Consider the following 17,543-nt stretch of genomic DNA (forward strand, 5'->3'; position numbering starts at 1 on the left):
CTCGCGGCGCGGTTCGTGATCGCCTGGACGCCGGCAGACCGGCACTGGCCGGGTGATGGCGGCGCCCGGTCAGCGGGCCGAGCGGCACGACCGATCTCGGTCACCCGTGGGTGCCGGCCGCTCCCGGCCGTACGGTGGCGGTCAGGAAGTCGTGGAACGACGTGGGCGGGCGGCCGGTGATCTGCTCGACGAGCGGTGTGGTGCGGTCCTCCGTGCCGGCCGCGATCGCCACGTCCATCCCGGCGAGCAGGTCGGCGAACGATGCCGGCATCCCGTGCGCCTGATGGCGCGCGGAGAGCTCCGGCGCCGTCACCCGGCGATGCCGCACCGGGCGCCCGATCGCCTCGCTCAGTGCGGCCGCGACCTCGTCGAAGCTCAACGGCCGCGGCCCGGTCAGCACCACGTCGCGTCGCGCCGCCGCCTCACCGGTGAGGAACCGCACCGCCACCGCCGCGATGTCCGCGGGGTCGATGAACGGCACCCGCCCGTCCCCGGTCGCGCTGACGATCTCGCCGTCCCGGCGTGCCGACGCGCCGTGCAGGTGATCCGTGGTGAAGTTGCTGGCGAACCAGCTGGGCCGCAGCACCGCCCAGTCCGGCACGCTCTCCCCCAGCGCCGCGCCGACCGCGCCGTCGAACGGCACCGCCGACGAGCTCAACAGCACGAGCCGCCGCACGCCGGTACGCCGCGCCTGCGCCAGGAACGGCGTCAGTACCGTCGCCGGGTCGGCCACGCCCGGCGGCAGCACGAGGTACACGCCGTGGACGCCGTCGAGCGCGGTGCCGAACGTCGCCGGATCCGACCAGTCGAACCTCGTCCGAGACGTGCGCCCGGCCCGCCGCACCTCGACGCCGCGGTCGGCCAGCTGCCGGGCGACGCGGCCGCCGGTATTGCCGCTCGCGCCCGTGACCAGCACCGTCATGCCGCGATCTCCTGCAGCAGCAACGGGTTCCAGTAGTCGCGGTAGTGCCGGATCAGTCCGCCGGTGACGGTCAGCACCGCGACGTACCGCGCGGTGTAGGGCTTGCCGGTCGCGACGACCACTCCGCTCGCCGCCATCTCGGCGACGATCACGTCGGGGTCGGCCGTCCGGTGCACCACCACGTCGTGGATCCGCCGGATGTCGAGCATGTCGGTGTAGCCGTCCAGGTAGGCCTCCACCTCGGCCCGGCCGTGCAGCCGTTGCGGCCGTCCCGGCGGGGCGAACGGGAACTCCATCACCGCGTCGTCGGCGTACAGCGCGGTGAACGCGGCCATGCCGTGGGCGAGCAGTGCGTCGGTGGCACGGTGAAACACCGCGGTCGGATCCATGCCGGCCTCCCCTAGGATGAGGACTGTTGGTCCGTTTCACCATAGCGGACCGACAGTCCGTTTAGAAGGGGTGGGTGCGGTGCGGGCGGACAAGGCACGCAACAGGGAGGCCGTCCTCGCGGCCGTGGGACGCCTGCTCGACGAGGCCACCGACCCGGACGAGGTCTCGATGGACGCGGTCGCGGCCGCGGCCGGCGTCGGCAAGGGCACGATCTTCCGCGGCTTCGGCGATCGCGCCACCCTCATCCGCACGCTCTACGACGAGCGCGTCGCGCGCGAGCTCACCGTCCCACCGGACGGCGACTCGCCCGCGGACACCGCCCTCGCGCTGCTCACCCGGGTGTGGACCTTCAAGCAGCGCCACCGCGGGCTCACCCTCGCGCTCGAACGCGACGGCCAGGGCAGCCCCTACCGGACCGCCGGATACGAGCGCCTGCACGCCGCGCTGACCGACCTGCTCAGCCGGGCCCGCGGCCCCGCCAACGCCCGCTTCCTCGCACACGCGCTGCTGGCCGCCGTCCGCAGCGACCTGGTGGAACACCTGCGCCAGGAGCCCGGCACCGACCCGCTCGCCGGCCTGCGGGATCTCGTGCACCACACGTTCCGGCCATGACGCGGTAGCCGGGCCGGCGCACCCGGCGCCGGCGACGAACTCTCCGCGTCAGCCGCGCGGCAGCAGCCCCCTGAGGTACGCGGCCTGCCCGACGTGCTGCGTGCAGTCGCCGAGGATGCTGACCAGGCGCACGCCGAGCGTGACCGGCGGATCCCAGTCGGTGTCCACGACCCGGTCGAGGTCGGACTCGGACAGGCCGCGGATCCAGCCGGTGTTGCGCTCGTGCACGGCCGCGAAGTAGTCCCGCAGCGCCGCCGTGTCCCGGGGGCGGACCGCGGCGATGTCGGCCGGGCCGTGGCCGTAACCCGAGTTCGCCGGGTCCGGTTCGAGGCCGAACGCGGCGGCGAAGTCACCGGTCTCCCACAGGTGCTTCTCGCCCATCGAGTCGGCGAGGTAGTCGTAGATCCGGGTCAGGTGCCAGACCAGCCACCCGATCGTGTTCGCGCCGTCGGCCGGCGCCCAGCGCAACTGCTCCGGCGTCAGGCCGTCGATCGCGCCGTCGACCAGCTCCGGCAGGCGCCCGAACGCGTCGAGCAGAACATCATCAACTCGCATGGACGAAGCGTACCCAGGCCGCCCTTTGCCCGCAGACCGGCATATTTCCGCCCGGCACCCCGCCGGACCGGCGCACCCGCGAACCGTAAGCGGATGAAAACTTCAACTTGAGAAATGATCCTCCACTTCTGTACGGTGGGTCGGTGACCGAGTCCCCGCCCCCGCTGCGCCGCGATGCCGAGCGCAACCGCCAGCTGCTGCTGCGGACGGCCTACGATCTGATGGCCACCGACGGCCTGGCCGTCACCTACGAGGAGATCGCGCGCGCCGCCGGCACCGGGCTGGGGACGGTCTACCGCCGGTTCCCGCAGCGGCAGGACCTGCTGGACGCGCTGTTCGCCACGCACATCGACGCGGTCGTGGCGTTCGCCGAGGAGGCGGCACAGCAGGACGACGCGCTGGCCGCGCTCGCCCGCTTCCTCGAACGGCAGCTGGAACTGGAGGCGGCCAGCCGCGGGCTGGGCGAGCTGCTCCGCGGGCAGAAGCAGTCCTCCGCGCTCGTCCGTGACGCCGGCGAACGGATGACGCCGCTGATCGCCGACCTCGTCGCGCGCGCCGTGCACGCCGGTCAGCTGCCGGCCGGGGTGACCCCCGGCGACTTCGCGGCCGCGCACCTGATGGTCGGCAGCGTGATGGACGCGTCCCGCACGTTCGCCCCACATCTGTGGCGGCGGGCGCTCGCGGTCGCGCTGGCCGGCCTGCAACACGCGGACCTGCCCGGCGTCGCGCCGGACGAGACGGTCATCGACCACCTCTACCACGACCAGACCAGGTGAAGGAACAGTAGCCATGCCTCTCCCCGACGACCTGCTCCGCGTGCTGCGCGGCAAGGCGATCTGCTTCGTCACCACGCTCATGCCGGACGGCTCCCCACAGATCTCCCAGACCTGGGCCGGCACCGACGGCGAACACATCCTGATCAACACGGTGGACACCCACCAGAAGACCCGCAACGTCGCCCGCGACGCCCGGGTGGCCGTCGGCATCGCCGACCCGGCCGCACCGCTGCGTTCCTGGGCGGTGCGCGGCACGGTCGTGTCGGCCTCGCCGGACGGCGCCCGCGAGCACATCGACGAGCTCTCCGAGCAGTACATCGGCCGTCCCTACCCCGGCTTCAGCGGCGGCGGCCACGAGCGGGTCCTGCTCACCATCAGGGTCGACAGGCTGCACGTCCCCCGGCGATAGGCACCGCCGCGCGCTCAGGCCGCGGCGCAGGTGGCGGTGGCGCCGCCGCCGGTGCCGGTGCCCTGGAAGCCGAACGTGGTGCTCCGGCCGGGGGCCAGCTGCCCGTTGTACGCCGCGTTCGCCATCGTGACGGTGCCGCTGGTGCCGCTGCCGACGGCGCTCCACACCGAGGTGACGGAGGCTCCGGCCGGCAGGGCGAGGGTGACGCGCCACCCGTCGAGCGCGGCACCGCCGGCGGTGACGGCCACACTCGCGACGAATCCGCCGTTCCACTGGTCCTGCACCGTGTAGGCCGCGGTGCAGGCGGCGGTGCCGCCGGTCGGCGGCGGGCTGACCGGCGGCGTGGTCGGCGGGGTCCCGCCCAGGCTCAGGTTCCGTTGCCGCACCTGCCACGGGCCGCCGCAGAGTCCGCAGCCGGCGCCGACGAAGGCGGTACCGGCCGCGGTGTCGCCCTTCAGCCGCCACCTCAGATACAGCACCGCGACCCGGCCGAACTCGCCGCCGTTGGCCTGGTCGTAGGTGCCGCCGTGCCCGACGTCCAGGTTGCCCATGAAGGCGGGCAGCCCGGACGGGAGCTTGCCCCAGTCGTCGATGGCGTTCGGGTACGCGATGTCGCTCGGCCCGCCGATGACGTAGGCGATCGGCTTGGTGAGCCGGCGCAGCTGGTAGTCGTCGGCGTCGTTGAGCAGGCCACTGCTGAAGATCAGGGTGGTGGTGACCCGCGGGTCGTCGGAGACCGCGTAGGCCTCCAGGCCGCCGCAGGAGAAGCCCGCGACCGCCACCGCGGAGGTGTCGATCCTGCCGTAGAACCTGCTGCCGGCCCGGGCGTTCTCGGCGAAGGCCCAGTCGATGGACTGGGTCAGCATCCGCGCGGTGGTGGACCCGGATCCGTTCGGCGCGCCGTTGGCGATGGCCAGGAATCCGTGCGAGGCGATCTCCCGGAGGAAGTTGACCTGGGCGGTGCCGTTGGACGCGCAGCCGCCGTTGCCCCACACGAGAACGGGCAGCCGCTCGGCCGGCAGGTTCTGCGGCCGGTAGACGGTGTGGTCGGGCAGCCCGGCCGAGGTCTCGTAGTCGGCCGGGTAGGGACCGGAGCCGCCCACCGCGGCATCGGCCGGCCCGGCACCGATCGCCAGGACCGCGGCGGTGACCGCGACCGCGACGGCCGTCAGTCCCGCACCGATCGTCCGTCCTCCGCGCATCGCGTCCTCCATCGCCTGCGTCCGGGTGGTGCCGGGTGGAGACCCACCGCCGCCAGATTGCCAGAATGAATAGACACATTCAAGGTTCTAAATGTTATGGAGCGCCGGACCGAGCGCTGTCCGAATCGGCGACCTCGGCACGGGTGAGCGCATAACACTTTCCCCGCATGCCAATTTTTCGTCATGCCGAAACGCGCACCGGAATCGATCGACAGGAACACATAAAAGCACGCACCGGGCGCCTTGAACATGCGAACGGACTCTGCAAGCATCGCGATACATAAATGTTTCTACGGCGTCCGGGCCCGGCCGGCACGAGCACCCGTCTCCGAAGGAGACCTTCCGCCATGCACACGAGACGACAACTCGTCGCGGTCGCGCTCACCGCCGCACTCGCCGTCGTCGGCGTCGCGGCTCCGGCACACGCCGCCGAATCGAACGGCGGCACCCGGGTCATGCCGCTGGGCGACTCCATCACCGAGGGCACGCAGATCCCCGGCGGTTACCGCATCGGGCTCTGGCAGCGGCTGGCCGGCGCCGGCTACCGCGTCGACCTGGTCGGCTCGCAGTACAACGGGCCTGCGGCCCTGGGCGACCACGACCACGAAGGCCATCCCGGCTGGCGCATCGACCAGATCGACAGCGCCATCAGCGGATGGCTGACCGCCGGCCGCCCACGCACCGTCCTGTTGCACATCGGCACCAACGACATCCTGCAGAACGTCGACGTCCCGGGTGCGCCGAACCGGCTGTCCGCGCTCATCGACCGCATCACCGCGGGCGCACCCTCGGCGGACGTGTTCGTCGCGACGATCATCCCGCTGGCGAACCAGGGCCAGGAGGCCGCCGCGCGCACGTTCAACGCCGCCATCCCCGGCATCGTGCGGGCCAAGGTGAACGCCGGCAAACGCGTGCACCTCGTCGACATGCACGCGGCGCTGACCACCGCCGACCTGATCGACGGCGTCCATCCCACCGCCGGCGGCTACGACAAGATGGCCGCCACCTGGTACGCCGCCCTGCGCGCGGTCCCCGGCACCGTCGGCGAACCGGGCGGCGGCGGGCAGACGCTGGTCAACGCCGCGTCCGGGCGCTGCCTGGACGTGCCGAACGGCAACCCCGCCGACGGTACGCAGCCGATCGTCTGGGACTGCGGCGGCGCGGCGAACCAGCGCTGGACGGCCGACGGCCAGACCCTGCGCGCGCTGGGCACGTGCCTCGACTCCCCCACCGGCGCCGCCTCCGGCGCCAAGGCTCAACTCTGGGCATGCCACGGGGGTACGAACCAGCAGTGGTCGTTCGGCGCCGACGGCACGATCCGCGGCAGCCGGTCCGGGCTGTGCCTGGAGGCCGGCGGCACCGCCAACGGCAGCCCGGCCGTGCTGCGCACCTGCACCGCCGCAGCCGGCCAGCGCTGGTCCCGCGGCTGACCGGCCCGGCACGCCATGACGGCCGCACGGGCCGGTGCCGGCCCGTGCGGCGCGCACCGCGACGGACACCGCCGACTCGACGCGCGCTCAGATGCCGTGGAACGCGTAGACGTACGCCACGTAGCTGCCGTCGGCGGTCCGCTGTGTGCGACCGGCTGCCGCGGCTCGCCGCCGTTCGGGTGGCCGACGATGCGACGCGGCGCGACGGCCGGAGCGGTCACGGCTGACGCATCTCCTTCGACACCAGCAGGCCGTCACGGAAGCAGAAGCGGTACCGGCCGGTGAACGAGTCCGGCCGGAAACGGATCCGGGCCTGGTACGAGACGCACTCCAGGCCCGGTGGCGGCATCGGGTCGGCCACCGACGCGGCCGGGTCCGGAAGGCGGGAGCGGACCTGCGCCTCGGTCGCGCCGATCGCCATGTCCCGGAACGTGTGGTCGTCCACGGTGGACCCGACGGTCGCCGTCCACCAGCCGGCCGCGCACAGCAGCAGCACCGTGACCGAGGACGCGGCGAGCACCGCCCACCCGAGCCGGCTCCGGCGATCCGCACGCCGCAACGCCACCGTGACCTCGTCGACCGCGCCGGCCGCCGGTCCCTGCGGGGTGAGCGGCAGCGTCGCCGCGAGCCGGAAGCCGGCGTCCGGCTCGCGGCCGTGGTAGAGCACGCCACCGACCAGCCGGACCCGCTCGGCCAGTCCCGGCAGGCCCCGGCCACCGCCCGGGCCGCCACCGGGCCGGCCGGGGCCGTTGACCACCTCGGCGATCACCGCGTCCGGCTCGTAACGCAGCGCGAGCCGGACGCGGCTGCCGTGCGCGTGCCGCAGCGCGTTCGTCAGCCCCTCCTGCAGCGTGCGGTACGCCGCGTGGTCGATCACCGGGTGCAGCGGCCGTACCGTGCCCTCCCGCCGCAACGTGATCCGGGTTCCCGCCGCACGGGCGCCCTCGACCAGGCGGTCGAGCTCGGCGAGCCCGGCGGACAGCGGCTCGGTCTCGGCACCGTTCTGGCCGTCGCGCAGGACCACGAGGATCTGGTGCATCTCATCCATCGCCTGCACGGCCGCGGTGTGCACCAGCCGGACCACGTCCGCCGGCGGTGGGGCCTGCGTGGACCGCAGCGCACCGGTGTGGAGCGAGATGAGCGTGAGGCGGTGACCGAGCGAGTCGTGCATCTCGCCGGCGATCCGGGCGACCTCCCGGATCCGTACCCGCTCGGCTGTCGTGCGCTGTTGTTCCTCCAGCATCTCGGTGCGTTGCCGCACCAGGGACAGCAGTTCGCGACGCTGGACGGCCAGCCACGTCGCGACGGCCGGGAGCAGGTCGGCGGCGACGAAGACGCACGCGGTGACCAGCACCTGCGCCGGGCCGCCCTCGTCGTCGGCGCGCAGATCCGCCATCAGCTGCAGCGGCAGCGTCGCGCCGAGCGCCACGGCGAGCCGACGGACGTCGCGGATCCGGTACCCCGCGGACACGCTGAGGGCGATGAGCAGGAAGAAGCTGTTCTGGCCGCTGGCGGTGCCGACGGCGGCCGCGGTCAGCAGGGCCGTCGCGGGGTACGCGCGGCGCAGCAGGACCGACCCGATGTCCACGCACGCCACCAGCACGACCAGCCCCGCCGGCAGCAGACGGCCGAGGTCCGGCAGGCCCACGGCCGTGGCGGTGAGCGCGATCGCCAGGCCCGCGTCGTACGTCAGCCGCGCCGGTCCGGCGGACCTGATCGCGCGCCACCACCTCGTGATCACGACGGTCAGCCGGTGACCGCGAGGGCGAGGTAGGCGAACAACACGACGGGGGCGAGCACGATCAGGGCGATGGCGATCAGTACGGCCTTGCGCACGTCAACTCCTCGGTGGTGATGGGTTGCCTCCAGCCTCGTGGCACCGGCAGCCGGAAACGTCAGCGCAATGGCTGATCGTGGCGGGCGTGGGTGGTACGAAAGTGCCATTCACCGGATCAGCTTCTCGATCAGCGCGACCGCGCGCTGCTCCGGCGTCGCGCCGTCGGCCAGTTCGTCACGCAGCGCGCGGGCACGGTCCGAGAACGACGGATCGCGCAGCACCCGGCGGACCGAGTCGCGCACGGCCGACGCGGACGGCGTCTGGCTGCGCAGGTCGAGTCCCACCCCGGACCAGGCCACGCGGGCGGCCGTTTCCGGCTTGTCCTCGGTCCGCCCGGCGACCACCATCGGCAGGCCGTGCGCGAGCGCGAGCTGGATCGTGCCGTAACCACCGTTGGTGACGACGGCGCGCGCGTGCGGGAAGAGCTCGGCGAACGGGATGAACGCCGCAGCCCGCGCGTTGCCCGGCAGCGGCCCGAGCACGGACGGATCCGCGCCCCCGGTCACGACGACCACCAGGAGCTCCTCGGCGGCGAGCCCGGCCAGCGCCGGGCGCAGCAGTTCCGCCGGGTCCGTCGCGATGGTGCCCTGGGAGACCACGACCACCGGCCGGTCCCCGGACGTGACCTCCGGCCACCAGGGCGGCGGCGTGAACGGCGTCGACGGCGGCAGCGGTGCCGGATGCCCGACGAAGTGCACGTGAGCCGGCAGGTCGGTACGCGGGTACTCGAACCCCGGCGTGCACAACTGCAGATGCAGCGCGACACCGTGGCCGGCGTCCATCGCGGTGCGGCCCGCGGGCGGCAGCCCCAGCGCGGTGCGCTGCGCGTCGATCTGGCCGATGCTCGCCGCGAACACCGTGCGGCGCACGAACGCGGTCAGCGCCCGGTCACGAAGCCTGCCGAGCGGTCCGCTCATCGGCGACAGGCCCAGCCCGAACGGCGGAAGGTCGCGGCTCGGCAGCCCGAGGGCGGTGATGCCGTAGTGGACGACCGGCGGCCCGCCGCGCTCGTGCACCGCCGTGGCCGCGCCGTACGGCGGATCCGCGACCAGCACGTCCGCCGGCTCCTCGGCCAGCATCGCCTCGATGTGCCGCACGTGCGCGGCGACCGGCGCGACGAAGTAGTTGGCGATGTCCCACTGGAGCTTGCGCAGCCCGGTCAGGGCGGCCCGCTCCGGCCAGCGCTCGTCCGGCGTCATGCCGCTCCAGTCCACCTCCGCCGGCACCGGCGTGAAGACCGCACCGGCCCGGGTCACGGACCGCTCGAACTCGCGGCCGGTGGTGAACCGCACCTCGTGCCCGGCCGCGCGCAAGGCCTTGACCAGCGGTAGTGCCGGATTGACGTGACCGGCGGCCGGCGTGGCCGCGAACAGCAATCGTGCCATGTGTCTGAACTCCTGATTCGGGGTGACCGTCTACTTAAGATCCGGTAGCGGTACGGGCGGTCGTGCGCAACGGTTCCACGCCGGTGACCGCGTCGCGAGGGTCGCTACGAGAACCGCTCAGCCGCCTTGACCAGCATGGCCAGCAGGTAGGCGCCGGCCAGGAACAGCAGCCCGCGGGCGGCACCGCCGGCACCGGGTCCGTGCGCGGTGCCGCCGCCCAGGTGCACGATCAGCAGGTGCAGGGCGCGCGTTCCCGCCCGGTCATGGTCGTTGTGCACCATGTCGTTCCCGAGGTCCTGGTTTCCACAGTGGCGCGGTGCCGGCGGGTGGAACTCCGTCACCATCCGTCGTGCCGGGCCCAGTGCGCCTCGACGACGGGCGCGCCGGCCGCCGCGCCGCCGCCGATGACGTGGTAGCGCCGGTGCTGGGCGGCGGTGGCGCAGGCGTGGTTGGGCAGGATCCGCACGCGGGTGCCGACCGGCAGCTCCGGGAGGACACCGGTGCTGCCGGGGCGCAGGGCGAGGGTGCCGTGCTCCTGGCTCGCGCCACTCATGATCAGATCCGGCAGGACCCGGCCGTCCAGGGTGGTGACGAGCCCGTACCCCTGATCGATGCGCTGGGTGGCGGTGCCGCGGTCCCGGGAGGTGGCCGTCCAGCCGCCGTCGGTGAGGATCCACCCGCGGTCGGGGCGGTGACCGATCACGGTCACGACCACGGACAGCGCGAGGTCGTCGACGTCGCAGACCCCGATGCCGGCCATGACCAGGTCGAAGAAGACGTAGTTGCCGGCCCGGACCTCGGTGACGCCCGCGAGGTCCGCCTCGGCGTGCGCGGTGGGCGTGGATCCGACGCTGACGACGGGGCACGGCAGGCCGGCCCGCCGGAGGTGGCCGGCCGCGCGGACGACGGTGTCGCGCTCGTGGCGCGCTGCTTCCCGGCGGGCCGCGGGCGTGTCCGCGAAGTACGACTCCCCCGCGTGGGCGAGCACGCCGCGGAGTTCGGCGCCGCCGTCGGCGAGGCGCCGCCCGATCTCCGGCAGGATCGGGTCGTCGGCGCCGATACCGCCGCGGTGCCCGTCGCAGTCGATCTCGATGAGGGCGGGCACCGGGTCGCCGGCATCGGCCGACGCCTTCGCCACCGCGTCGGCCTGTGCGACGCTGTCGAGCAGCACGGCCAGGTCCACGCCGCGGCGCCGCAGGGCGAGCACGCGCGGGAGCTTGTGCGGGTCGATGCCGACCGCGTAGAGCACGTCGGTGTATCCGCCGTCGGCGAAGTACCCGGCCTCAGCCAGGGTGGACACCGTGACCGGGCCGGGACCGCCCGGGAAGACCCGTGCCGCGACGTCGAGGGACTTGGACGTCTTGACGTGCAGCCGCAGCGGTACGCCGGACGCGTGCAGGTGGGCCCGGAGCCGCGCGATGTTGCGGTCCGTCCGCGCGCGGTCGACGACGGCGAACGGCGTCTGGGGGTCGTTGAGCGTGTTCATTCGCAGATCTCCGTGCGGTGCTGGTCGGCGCGCGCGAGCAGGGCCGCCGCGAGCGTGAGGTCCTGGAGCGCGAAGCCGGAGCTGTCGAAGACCGTGATCTGCGTGGCCGAGACACGGCCCGGGGCCCGGCCGCGGAGTACGTCGCCGAGCTGTGTGACCGGCGCCGTCACCGGGGCGTGCTGCAACTCGCCGATCGCGCGCGACTGCGCCGCCAGATCGCAGAAGAGCGTGGCGCGCTCGTACAGCCGCGGTGGAAGCTCCTGTTTGCCGGGCGCGTCCGCACCCATGGCCGAGACGTGGGCACCGGGCCGGATCCAGTCCGCGTCGAACAGCGGGCGGGCCGAGGTCGTGGCCGTGATGACGACGTCCGCGGCCCGGCAGGCGGCCTCCGCGGTCGCCGCGCGTGCGGGCAGTCCGGTCAGCCGCCGGATCTCGGTGGCGAACGCGCGGGCGGCCTCGGGACGGCGGCCGGCGACCAGCACCGTGGCGAAGGAACCGACCCGCGCGACGGCACGCACGTCGTGCAGCGCCTGGTGCCCGGTGCCGATCACGGTGAGCACCCGGGAGTCCGGGCGGGCCAGGGTCAGCACGGCGAGCGCGTCGGCGGCGGCGGTGCGATACGCGTTCGCCGCGGCCGTCTCGACGACGGCCGCCAGCCGGCCCGTGCGCTGGTCCAGCAGGATCACGGCCGAGCCGTGCCGCGGGATGCCGCCGGCGTCGTTGCCGGGCCAGTAGCTGCCGATCTTCACACCGGTCTCCGCGCCGACCGTGCCGGACTTCAGGGTGAAGCGGTCGGCCCGGCGCCCGCCGTGGCCGACCACGACCGGGAAGGTGACCCCGTCCCCGGTGGCGAGAAATGCCTCGCGGGCGGCCGCGAGCGCGAGGTCGTCGTCGACGAGCCGCACGGTGTGCGCTTCCTCGAGGACCCGCATCAGCCGTTCTCCCTGATCGCCGCCAGGTCGTTGTAGAGCGCGGCACGGGAGATGCCCAGCCGGGTGGAGACCCGGCCCGGCGCGCCACGCAGCGCGAACACGCCGGCGTCGTGCAGCGCCCGCACGACCTCGAGCCGATCGTGCTTGTCCATCGCGGCCACCGGCATCCCACGCGCGGCCTCCGCCTCCTCGACGAGCGCCGACACGACCTGGTCGAGGTCGCCGGAGAAGTTCGTCGCGCCGAGCGGGGCCGCCGCGGCCGCCGTCCCCGCCAGGTCGGTCAGTATCGCGGCGGCCCGGTGCAGCACGGTGACGTCGACGTTGATGCAAAGCGCGCCGATCAGCACACCGTGCCCGTCGCGCAGCGGCAGCGTCGAGCATTTCAGCGTCCGGCCGTCGGCCGTCCGGGTGAGGTAGTTGACCTCATTGGTGGCCTCGTCACCGGCGGCGAGGACCCGGAGCCCGATCTGGCTCATCGCGTCACCGGCGCGCCGGCCGGTGACGTCTCCGGCGACCGCGACGACCGAGTGCTCCTCGTCGCGATAGTCGTGCAGCACCACCTCGCACGCGCTGCCGAAGGTGGCGGCGATGCCCGCCACGACCGGGCGCAGCGCGGCGAAGATCGCATCTGCCGAATCCGACATCCCACACCACACTCCTAGACGTTTCGTCCAACCTTAGACGGAACGTCTAGGCGGTGGCAAGGCTCCGTCCCGGTTTCTCCGCGCACGCGCATCCGCCACCTCACCCGCACGCTGCACACCCTCCTGCCGACGCCGGACGACGAGAGGGGGTAGGCGCCCGACCGCGTGCCGGAGCGTGGTGGCCGGGTCGCCGCCACCACGCTCCGGCCCGCCGGCGGATCAGCGCGCCGTGTCCGGTGAGGTGCCGGCCGGGTCGAGGTCACCGCCGTCACGCGCGTCGGTGCCGCGGGTGCTGCGCAGGCTCCACACGATCGACACCGTGATCGTGACGACGATGACGCCGAGGGTGACCGGAATCGGCAGCTTGCCGACCGGGGTCTCGGACAGGATCAGCTTGACGCCGGCGAAGGCGAGCAGCACGGCCAGGCCGTAGTGCAGGTGCACGAAGCGGCGCAGCAGCCCGGCGAGGCAGAAGTACAGACTGCGCAGGCCGAGGATGGCGAAGGCGTTGGCGGTCCAGACGATGAACGTGCTGGTGGTGATGGCCAGGATCGCGGCCACCGAGTCGATCGCGAAGATCAGGTCGGTGGCCTCGACCGCGATCAGGACCACGAACAGCAGGGTGGCGACGCGCTTGCCGTCGACCCGGGCGAAGAACCTGTCGCCGTGGTACGCCGAGTCGGTCGGGATGATCCGGCGGACCAGGCGGACGACGGGGTTGCGGTCCGGCGGGGTCTGCTCGTCCCGGCGGAACGCCATCTTGTAACCGGTGTAGATCAGGAAGGCGCCGAACACGTACGCGGTCCAGAAGAACGTCTCGAGCAGTTCGGCGCCGACGAAGATGAAGACCAGCCGGAACACGAGAGCGCCGATGACCCCCCAGAACAACACCTTGTGCTGGTACGCGGCCGGTACGGCGAAGTAGGTGAAGATCAGCGCGAAGACGAACACGTTGTCGATCGACAGCGCCTTTTCGATCAGGTAGCCGGCGTAGTAGGTGCCGGCCACGTCGGCGCCCTGCCAGGCCCAGAGGACGACGCCGAACAGCAGGCCGGCGGCGATCCAGATGCCGGACCAGATCGCGGCCTCGCGGAAGCCGATGACGTGGTTGTCGCGGTGCAGGAACAGATCGACGGCGAGCATCGCCGCGATCGCCAGCATGAGCAGAGCCCAGATCCACCAGGACACGGACACAGTGGAGGGAACCTTTCGTCCGGGCCGGAGAGCCCGCGTGACGGGCCCTACGGCGCTGCTGGACGAAGGTCTCCCCGGGCCACCGCACCGGTGGCTGCACCGCCGGGATCCGGATGAGCCGGCCCGTACTGACGGCGATGCGTGGATCGTCGGGTACTCCCCCTCGAACTACGATCGATTATTCACGAAGCACAGTTCGTACGTCAAGGGCTCGGGCACCCGAAGTGCGATGCAGTTTTCGTGTGTCACGGAACGTATATTCAGGCGGCAGCCACACCTCACCCACGGAGGCACCCCGCATGCCCGCGGCAGCTCGACCGGCCACCACACCCTCGGCACGAACGTGGACGTTCCTGACCAACCACGCCCACGTGCTGCTGGCCATCGCCCGCGAGCCGACCGCCCGGCTGCGCGACGTCGCGGCGTCCGTCGGCATCACCGAGCGTGCCGCGCAAGCCATCGTCGCCGACCTCGAGGAGGCCGGCTACCTGCACCGCGAACGCGTCGGGCGCCGCAACGAGTACACCATCGACACCACCGGCAGCTTCCGGCATCCCGCCGAGGCGGACCATCGCATCGGCGAGCTCATCGCCCTGTTCACCGGCACACCGGAGAACTGACGCCGGAGGCCGAACGCGTCGGCGCGGTCAGGCCGTCACCGGCCGGGCTCCCAGCCGGGTCACGGCCGCGTCCGCGTGCCGCCGGAGCCGGGCCGCCTCGCCGGCGAGCGCGGACGCGCCCGGGCCCGCCAGCCGGATCCCGCGGTCGTCGCCGATGCCCCTTCGTCACCGCATCCGTGACGTCCGGGCGGGGCCGGAGAGCCGGGCAGTCCGGCCGCGAACGCCGTCCCGCATCGCGTGCCGGACCGCGCACCCACGCCGGCCCGCCGTCGTACCTCACGACGGCGGGCCGGTGGGACGGTCGTCAGGCGACGGCGCCGAGCCCGAAGCCGCCGTCCGCGAGGAACTCCGAGCCGGTGGCGAACCGGGCCTGCTCCGAGGCGGAGAAGAGGATGACGTCGGCGATCTCCTCCGCGGAGGCGTTGCGCGGGATCGCCAGGCGGTCGACCGGGACCAGCGGGCTGCCGTCCGGGCCGTAGGCCAGCGGCGTCTCGATGATGCCGGGGTGCACCGAGTTGACCCGGATGTTGTCCCGGGCCAGCTCCGCCGCGGCCGCCCGCATCAGCCCACGCAACGCCCACTTGCTGCTGCTGTACGCGGCCAGTCCGGGCGCGGCGTTGAGCCCGGCGATGGAGTTGACGTTGATGATCACTCCCCCGCCGGCCTTGCGCATCGACGGGGCCGCCGCGCGGATGCCGAGCAACGAGCCGGTGAGGTTGGTGTCCACCACCCGCCGGAACTCCTCCACCGGGATGCTCTCGGACGTACCGACCCGCAGGTAGGCGGCGTTGTTGACCAGGACGTCCAGCGGCCCGAACGCCGCCTCGGTGCGGGCGAGCGCGTCCGCCCACTCGGCCTCGCTGGTGACGTCGAGGCGGACCCCGATGCTACGGCCGCCGGCCTTCTCGGCCACCTCCTCGTACCCCTTGCGGGACGCGGCGACGACGTTCGCGCCGGCCTCGGCGAATCGGACGGCCAGCGCGACACCGAGGGCGCCGGAGGCACCGGTGATCAGGACAGTCTTGCCGGTGAAATCGAACATGACAGGCTCCTTCGAGGGATTCGGATGGATTCAGATGGTGGCGAGGACGGCGACGTCGTCGGCGTCGGTGGAGAAGGCGAGGTCCCGCCCGGCGTAGAGCGCGTCGAGGCGACCGCGCAGCGCCGCGGTGGCCTGCGTGTAGGCGTCCGAGCCGAGCGTCAGGCGCAGTGGCGGATTCGGCTGGTCGGCGGAGGCGATGATGGCCGCCGCGATCTTCACCGGGTCGCCGGGCGCGGGCAGCGGCGGCAACTCGCCGGAGAGCATGCGCCGCAGCAGACCGGACGGCCCGTCCGCGTACTCCGGCATCGGCGCGGCGAGCGTCGAGTTGCTCACGCCGAAGCCGGTACGGGCCACGCCCGGCTCGACGATCGTCACGTGGATGCCGAACGGCGCGAGCTCCGGCGCGGAGGACTCCCAGAAGCCCTCGATGCCCCACTTGGTGGCGTGGTAGAGGCTCATCGCCGGGAACGCGATCTGGCCGCCGATGCTCGCGACCTGGATGTAGCGCCCGCCGCCCTGCCGGCGCAGGTGCGGGGTGGCGGCGCGGGCCAGCTGGATCGACGCGGTGAGGTTCGTGGCGATCTGCCGGTCGATCTGCGCGTCGGTGAGCTCCTCCGGCGCGCCGAACAGGCCGTAACCGGCGTTCGACACGACCACGTCGACCCGGCCGAGCTCGGCGAACGCGCGGTCCACGACCGCACGCATCGCGGCCGTGTCGGTGACGTCGAGCCGGGCGCGCCAGAGCCGGTCGCCGTACCGGTCGGCCAGGTCGTCGAGGCTGTCCGTGCGGCGCGCGGTCGCGGCGACCCGCTCACCCCTGTCGAGCAGCTGCTCGGTGAGCTGGCGGCCGAAGCCGGAGGACGTTCCGGTGATGAACCAGGTGCGTGACATGTGTACTCCTAGGTGGGATCGCGGGGGCTCCGGCCGGTGGCCGGCGCCTCACGGACATCAGGTGGTCAGTTGGTGGGGCGGCCGACGGGGCCGGTCCGGACCGCGACGATGCGTCGCGCCTCGACGGGTACGCCGTCGAGGGGCGCCTCGTCGCCGGTCACGTGCGCACCGGCCGGAGTCCGTCGCCGTACTGGACGAGGAGGACCACCTTGCCGCGGAGGTCACCCTTCGCCGCGCGGGCGAAGATCTCGGACAGGCCGGCCACGGGCCGCCGCTCGGAGACGTCGACCCGGATCTCACCGGCGTCGACGAGCCGGGAGATCTCGGTGAGCTGGGCGGCGTCGGCGCGGACGTACATCTCGACGATGCGGACGCCGTCCGCCGGTTCGGCCGGGCCGACGGCGCTGACCAGCACGCCGCCGGGGCGGACCAGGCGGGACAGGCCGGGGACGCCGCGGCTCAGACTGATCACCACGTCGACCGGCTCGGTCAGCGCGGTGGTCAGGTCGGTACCGGTGTAGTCGATGATCTGGTCCGCGCCGGCGGCGCGGACCGCCGCGGTGCTGCGCGGGCTGGCGGTGGCGACGACCGTGGCGCCGCGCCGCTTGGCGAACTGCACGGCGAAACCGCCGACCCCACCGCCGGCGCCGTTGACCAGCACCCGCTGCCCGGCCCGGACGTCGGCGTGCTCGGTGACGGCCTGCCAGGCGGTGAGCGCGCCGCCCGGGATGGCGGCGGCGTCGGCCAGCGGGATGCTGCGCGGCGCGGGTGCCAGCAGGTCGTCGGGCACGGCGACCAGCTCGGCCGCGGCACCGGCGAGGTTCATCGGCAGGGCCGCGATCACCGTGCGTCCGTCGGGTGTGGTGCCGGACATCTCGACGCCGGGGATGTGCGGCAGTGCCGGCTCCAGGAAGCCGCCGTGGATCAGGAGGTCCACCGGGTTGAACGCGGTGGCGGCGACGGTGACCAGGGTGCGGCCCGGGCCGGCGGTCGGCGCCGGCACGTCGTCGTCGACGGCGAGCGGTCCGCCGTACTCGTGGAATCTGAGCGCTCTCACGGGAACTGCTGCTTGTCGTTCATGGGGTTCCGATCTGCTGGTCGTGGCGCGTCCGGTCGCGGGCAGCACCTCGCCACCGGCCCGAGCCGAAGTGAAGTGGTGTGGTTGCCGCCCGACGACGTAACTAACTAGGTACATTCCTACGGAGCCGCGACCCCA

General features: G+C 73.1%; 19 protein-coding genes. 5 read left to right on the forward strand and 14 right to left on the reverse strand.

The features are described from left to right. Positions 1 to 100: 100 nt before the first annotated feature. Together J2S44_RS04170 and J2S44_RS04175 are read right to left on the reverse strand one after the other, a co-directional pair. Positions 101 to 922: an NAD(P)H-binding protein gene (locus J2S44_RS04170; RefSeq protein WP_310409152.1), complete on the reverse strand. Its 822-nt coding sequence runs from the start codon at positions 920 to 922 to the stop codon at positions 101 to 103. Next, positions 919 to 1,311, reverse strand: a complete 393-nt coding sequence (locus J2S44_RS04175; RefSeq protein ID WP_310409153.1) for a nuclear transport factor 2 family protein — start codon at positions 1,309 to 1,311, stop codon at positions 919 to 921. Before J2S44_RS04175 ends, J2S44_RS04170 begins: the two co-directional genes overlap by 4 nt. Before the next feature lie 79 nt (positions 1,312 to 1,390). Here J2S44_RS04175 and J2S44_RS04180 point away from each other — a divergent pair, with 79 nt between their 5' ends. Continuing rightward, positions 1,391 to 1,924 (forward strand): TetR/AcrR family transcriptional regulator, encoded by a 534-nt coding sequence (locus tag J2S44_RS04180; protein ID WP_310409155.1) that lies wholly within the window; start codon positions 1,391 to 1,393, stop codon positions 1,922 to 1,924. A 48-nt stretch (positions 1,925 to 1,972) separates the two neighbouring features. Here J2S44_RS04180 and J2S44_RS04185 read toward each other — a convergent pair whose 3' ends face one another. Next, positions 1,973 to 2,479: a mycothiol transferase gene (locus tag J2S44_RS04185; protein WP_310409157.1), complete on the reverse strand. Its 507-nt coding sequence runs from the start codon at positions 2,477 to 2,479 to the stop codon at positions 1,973 to 1,975. Positions 2,480 to 2,622: 143 nt separating this feature from the next. On the opposite strand from J2S44_RS04185, the gene J2S44_RS04190 reads away from it, so the two are divergent. Next, entirely contained in the window at positions 2,623 to 3,255 is a 633-nt protein-coding gene (locus J2S44_RS04190; protein WP_310409159.1) for a TetR/AcrR family transcriptional regulator, read from the forward strand. Between the two features lie 13 nt (positions 3,256 to 3,268). After that, entirely contained in the window at positions 3,269 to 3,664 is a 396-nt protein-coding gene (locus tag J2S44_RS04195) for a TIGR03618 family F420-dependent PPOX class oxidoreductase (RefSeq protein ID WP_310409161.1), read from the forward strand. A 14-nt stretch (positions 3,665 to 3,678) separates the two neighbouring features. Here J2S44_RS04195 and J2S44_RS04200 read toward each other — a convergent pair whose 3' ends face one another. After that, entirely contained in the window at positions 3,679 to 4,866 is a 1,188-nt protein-coding gene (locus J2S44_RS04200; RefSeq protein ID WP_310409163.1) for a cellulose binding domain-containing protein, read from the reverse strand. Positions 4,867 to 5,213: 347 nt separating this feature from the next. On the opposite strand from J2S44_RS04200, the gene J2S44_RS04205 reads away from it, so the two are divergent. Further along, complete coding sequence (locus tag J2S44_RS04205; protein ID WP_310409165.1) at positions 5,214 to 6,296, forward strand: ricin-type beta-trefoil lectin domain protein; 1,083 nt, start codon at positions 5,214 to 5,216, stop codon at positions 6,294 to 6,296. Positions 6,297 to 6,513: 217 nt separating this feature from the next. Here the strand turns inward: J2S44_RS04205 and J2S44_RS04210 are convergent, their stop codons facing one another. The 7 genes from J2S44_RS04210 to J2S44_RS04240 all read right to left on the reverse strand — a co-directional run bounded on the left by J2S44_RS04210 (position 6,514) and on the right by J2S44_RS04240 (position 13,774). Then, on the reverse strand, positions 6,514 to 8,037 hold the full coding sequence (locus J2S44_RS04210) for a sensor histidine kinase (protein ID WP_310409167.1): 1,524 nt from the start codon (positions 8,035 to 8,037) through the stop codon (positions 6,514 to 6,516). Positions 8,038 to 8,240: 203 nt separating this feature from the next. Continuing rightward, positions 8,241 to 9,518, reverse strand: a complete 1,278-nt coding sequence (locus J2S44_RS04215; protein WP_310409169.1) for a nucleotide disphospho-sugar-binding domain-containing protein — start codon at positions 9,516 to 9,518, stop codon at positions 8,241 to 8,243. A gap of 104 nt (positions 9,519 to 9,622) precedes the next feature. Further along, on the reverse strand, positions 9,623 to 9,799 hold the full coding sequence (locus J2S44_RS04220; RefSeq protein WP_310409170.1) for a hypothetical protein: 177 nt from the start codon (positions 9,797 to 9,799) through the stop codon (positions 9,623 to 9,625). Between the two features lie 56 nt (positions 9,800 to 9,855). Beyond that, complete coding sequence (locus J2S44_RS04225; protein ID WP_310409171.1) at positions 9,856 to 11,004, reverse strand: DSD1 family PLP-dependent enzyme; 1,149 nt, start codon at positions 11,002 to 11,004, stop codon at positions 9,856 to 9,858. After that, the gene (locus J2S44_RS04230; protein ID WP_310409173.1) at positions 11,001 to 11,936 is read right to left on the reverse strand and encodes an ornithine cyclodeaminase family protein; all 936 of its coding nucleotides are present in this window, start codon (positions 11,934 to 11,936) and stop codon (positions 11,001 to 11,003) included. Before J2S44_RS04230 ends, J2S44_RS04225 begins: the two co-directional genes overlap by 4 nt. Further along, positions 11,936 to 12,580 carry a helix-turn-helix transcriptional regulator gene (locus J2S44_RS04235; protein ID WP_310409174.1) on the reverse strand — a complete coding sequence of 215 codons (645 nt, stop codon included), beginning with the start codon at positions 12,578 to 12,580 and terminating at the stop codon, positions 11,936 to 11,938. The genes J2S44_RS04230 and J2S44_RS04235 overlap by 1 nt, the downstream gene beginning before the upstream one ends. A gap of 219 nt (positions 12,581 to 12,799) precedes the next feature. Next, positions 12,800 to 13,774 carry a TerC family protein gene (locus J2S44_RS04240; protein WP_310409176.1) on the reverse strand — a complete coding sequence of 325 codons (975 nt, stop codon included), beginning with the start codon at positions 13,772 to 13,774 and terminating at the stop codon, positions 12,800 to 12,802. 299 nt (positions 13,775 to 14,073) lie between these two features. Here J2S44_RS04240 and J2S44_RS04245 point away from each other — a divergent pair, with 299 nt between their 5' ends. Continuing rightward, positions 14,074 to 14,394: a helix-turn-helix transcriptional regulator gene (locus tag J2S44_RS04245; protein ID WP_310409177.1), complete on the forward strand. Its 321-nt coding sequence runs from the start codon at positions 14,074 to 14,076 to the stop codon at positions 14,392 to 14,394. A 304-nt stretch (positions 14,395 to 14,698) separates the two neighbouring features. On the opposite strand, the gene J2S44_RS04250 is transcribed toward J2S44_RS04245, so the two are convergent. From J2S44_RS04250 to J2S44_RS04260, 3 genes are all read right to left on the reverse strand, one after another. Continuing rightward, on the reverse strand, positions 14,699 to 15,436 hold the full coding sequence (locus J2S44_RS04250) for an SDR family NAD(P)-dependent oxidoreductase (protein ID WP_310409180.1): 738 nt from the start codon (positions 15,434 to 15,436) through the stop codon (positions 14,699 to 14,701). Between the two features lie 30 nt (positions 15,437 to 15,466). After that, positions 15,467 to 16,327 carry an SDR family oxidoreductase gene (locus J2S44_RS04255; protein WP_310409182.1) on the reverse strand — a complete coding sequence of 287 codons (861 nt, stop codon included), beginning with the start codon at positions 16,325 to 16,327 and terminating at the stop codon, positions 15,467 to 15,469. Between the two features lie 157 nt (positions 16,328 to 16,484). Then, positions 16,485 to 17,384, reverse strand: a complete 900-nt coding sequence (locus tag J2S44_RS04260; RefSeq protein ID WP_310409183.1) for an NADP-dependent oxidoreductase — start codon at positions 17,382 to 17,384, stop codon at positions 16,485 to 16,487. Positions 17,385 to 17,543: the final 159 nt, after the last annotated feature.

The sequence above is a fragment of the Catenuloplanes niger genome (assembly GCF_031458255.1).
Classification (GTDB): domain Bacteria; phylum Actinomycetota; class Actinomycetes; order Mycobacteriales; family Micromonosporaceae; genus Catenuloplanes; species Catenuloplanes niger.

Excerpts from the sequence above, each read along its gene's own strand:
- J2S44_RS04170 (WP_310409152.1), bottom strand. The coding sequence starts at position 922 with ATGACGGTGCTGGTCACGGGCGCGAGCGGCAATACCGGCGGCCGCGTC.
- J2S44_RS04175 (WP_310409153.1), bottom strand. The coding sequence starts at position 1,311 with ATGGATCCGACCGCGGTGTTTCACCGTGCCACCGACGCACTGCTCGCC.
- J2S44_RS04185 (WP_310409157.1), bottom strand. The coding sequence starts at position 2,479 with ATGCGAGTTGATGATGTTCTGCTCGACGCGTTCGGGCGCCTGCCGGAG.
- J2S44_RS04195 (WP_310409161.1), top strand. The coding sequence starts at position 3,269 with ATGCCTCTCCCCGACGACCTGCTCCGCGTGCTGCGCGGCAAGGCGATC.
- J2S44_RS04200 (WP_310409163.1), bottom strand. The coding sequence starts at position 4,866 with ATGCGCGGAGGACGGACGATCGGTGCGGGACTGACGGCCGTCGCGGTC.
- J2S44_RS04205 (WP_310409165.1), top strand. The coding sequence starts at position 5,214 with ATGCACACGAGACGACAACTCGTCGCGGTCGCGCTCACCGCCGCACTC.
- J2S44_RS04215 (WP_310409169.1), bottom strand. The coding sequence starts at position 9,518 with ATGGCACGATTGCTGTTCGCGGCCACGCCGGCCGCCGGTCACGTCAAT.
- J2S44_RS04220 (WP_310409170.1), bottom strand. The coding sequence starts at position 9,799 with ATGGTGCACAACGACCATGACCGGGCGGGAACGCGCGCCCTGCACCTG.
- J2S44_RS04225 (WP_310409171.1), bottom strand. The coding sequence starts at position 11,004 with ATGAACACGCTCAACGACCCCCAGACGCCGTTCGCCGTCGTCGACCGC.
- J2S44_RS04230 (WP_310409173.1), bottom strand. The coding sequence starts at position 11,936 with ATGCGGGTCCTCGAGGAAGCGCACACCGTGCGGCTCGTCGACGACGAC.
- J2S44_RS04235 (WP_310409174.1), bottom strand. The coding sequence starts at position 12,580 with ATGTCGGATTCGGCAGATGCGATCTTCGCCGCGCTGCGCCCGGTCGTG.
- J2S44_RS04245 (WP_310409177.1), top strand. The coding sequence starts at position 14,074 with ATGCCCGCGGCAGCTCGACCGGCCACCACACCCTCGGCACGAACGTGG.
- J2S44_RS04250 (WP_310409180.1), bottom strand. The coding sequence starts at position 15,436 with ATGTTCGATTTCACCGGCAAGACTGTCCTGATCACCGGTGCCTCCGGC.
- J2S44_RS04255 (WP_310409182.1), bottom strand. The coding sequence starts at position 16,327 with ATGTCACGCACCTGGTTCATCACCGGAACGTCCTCCGGCTTCGGCCGC.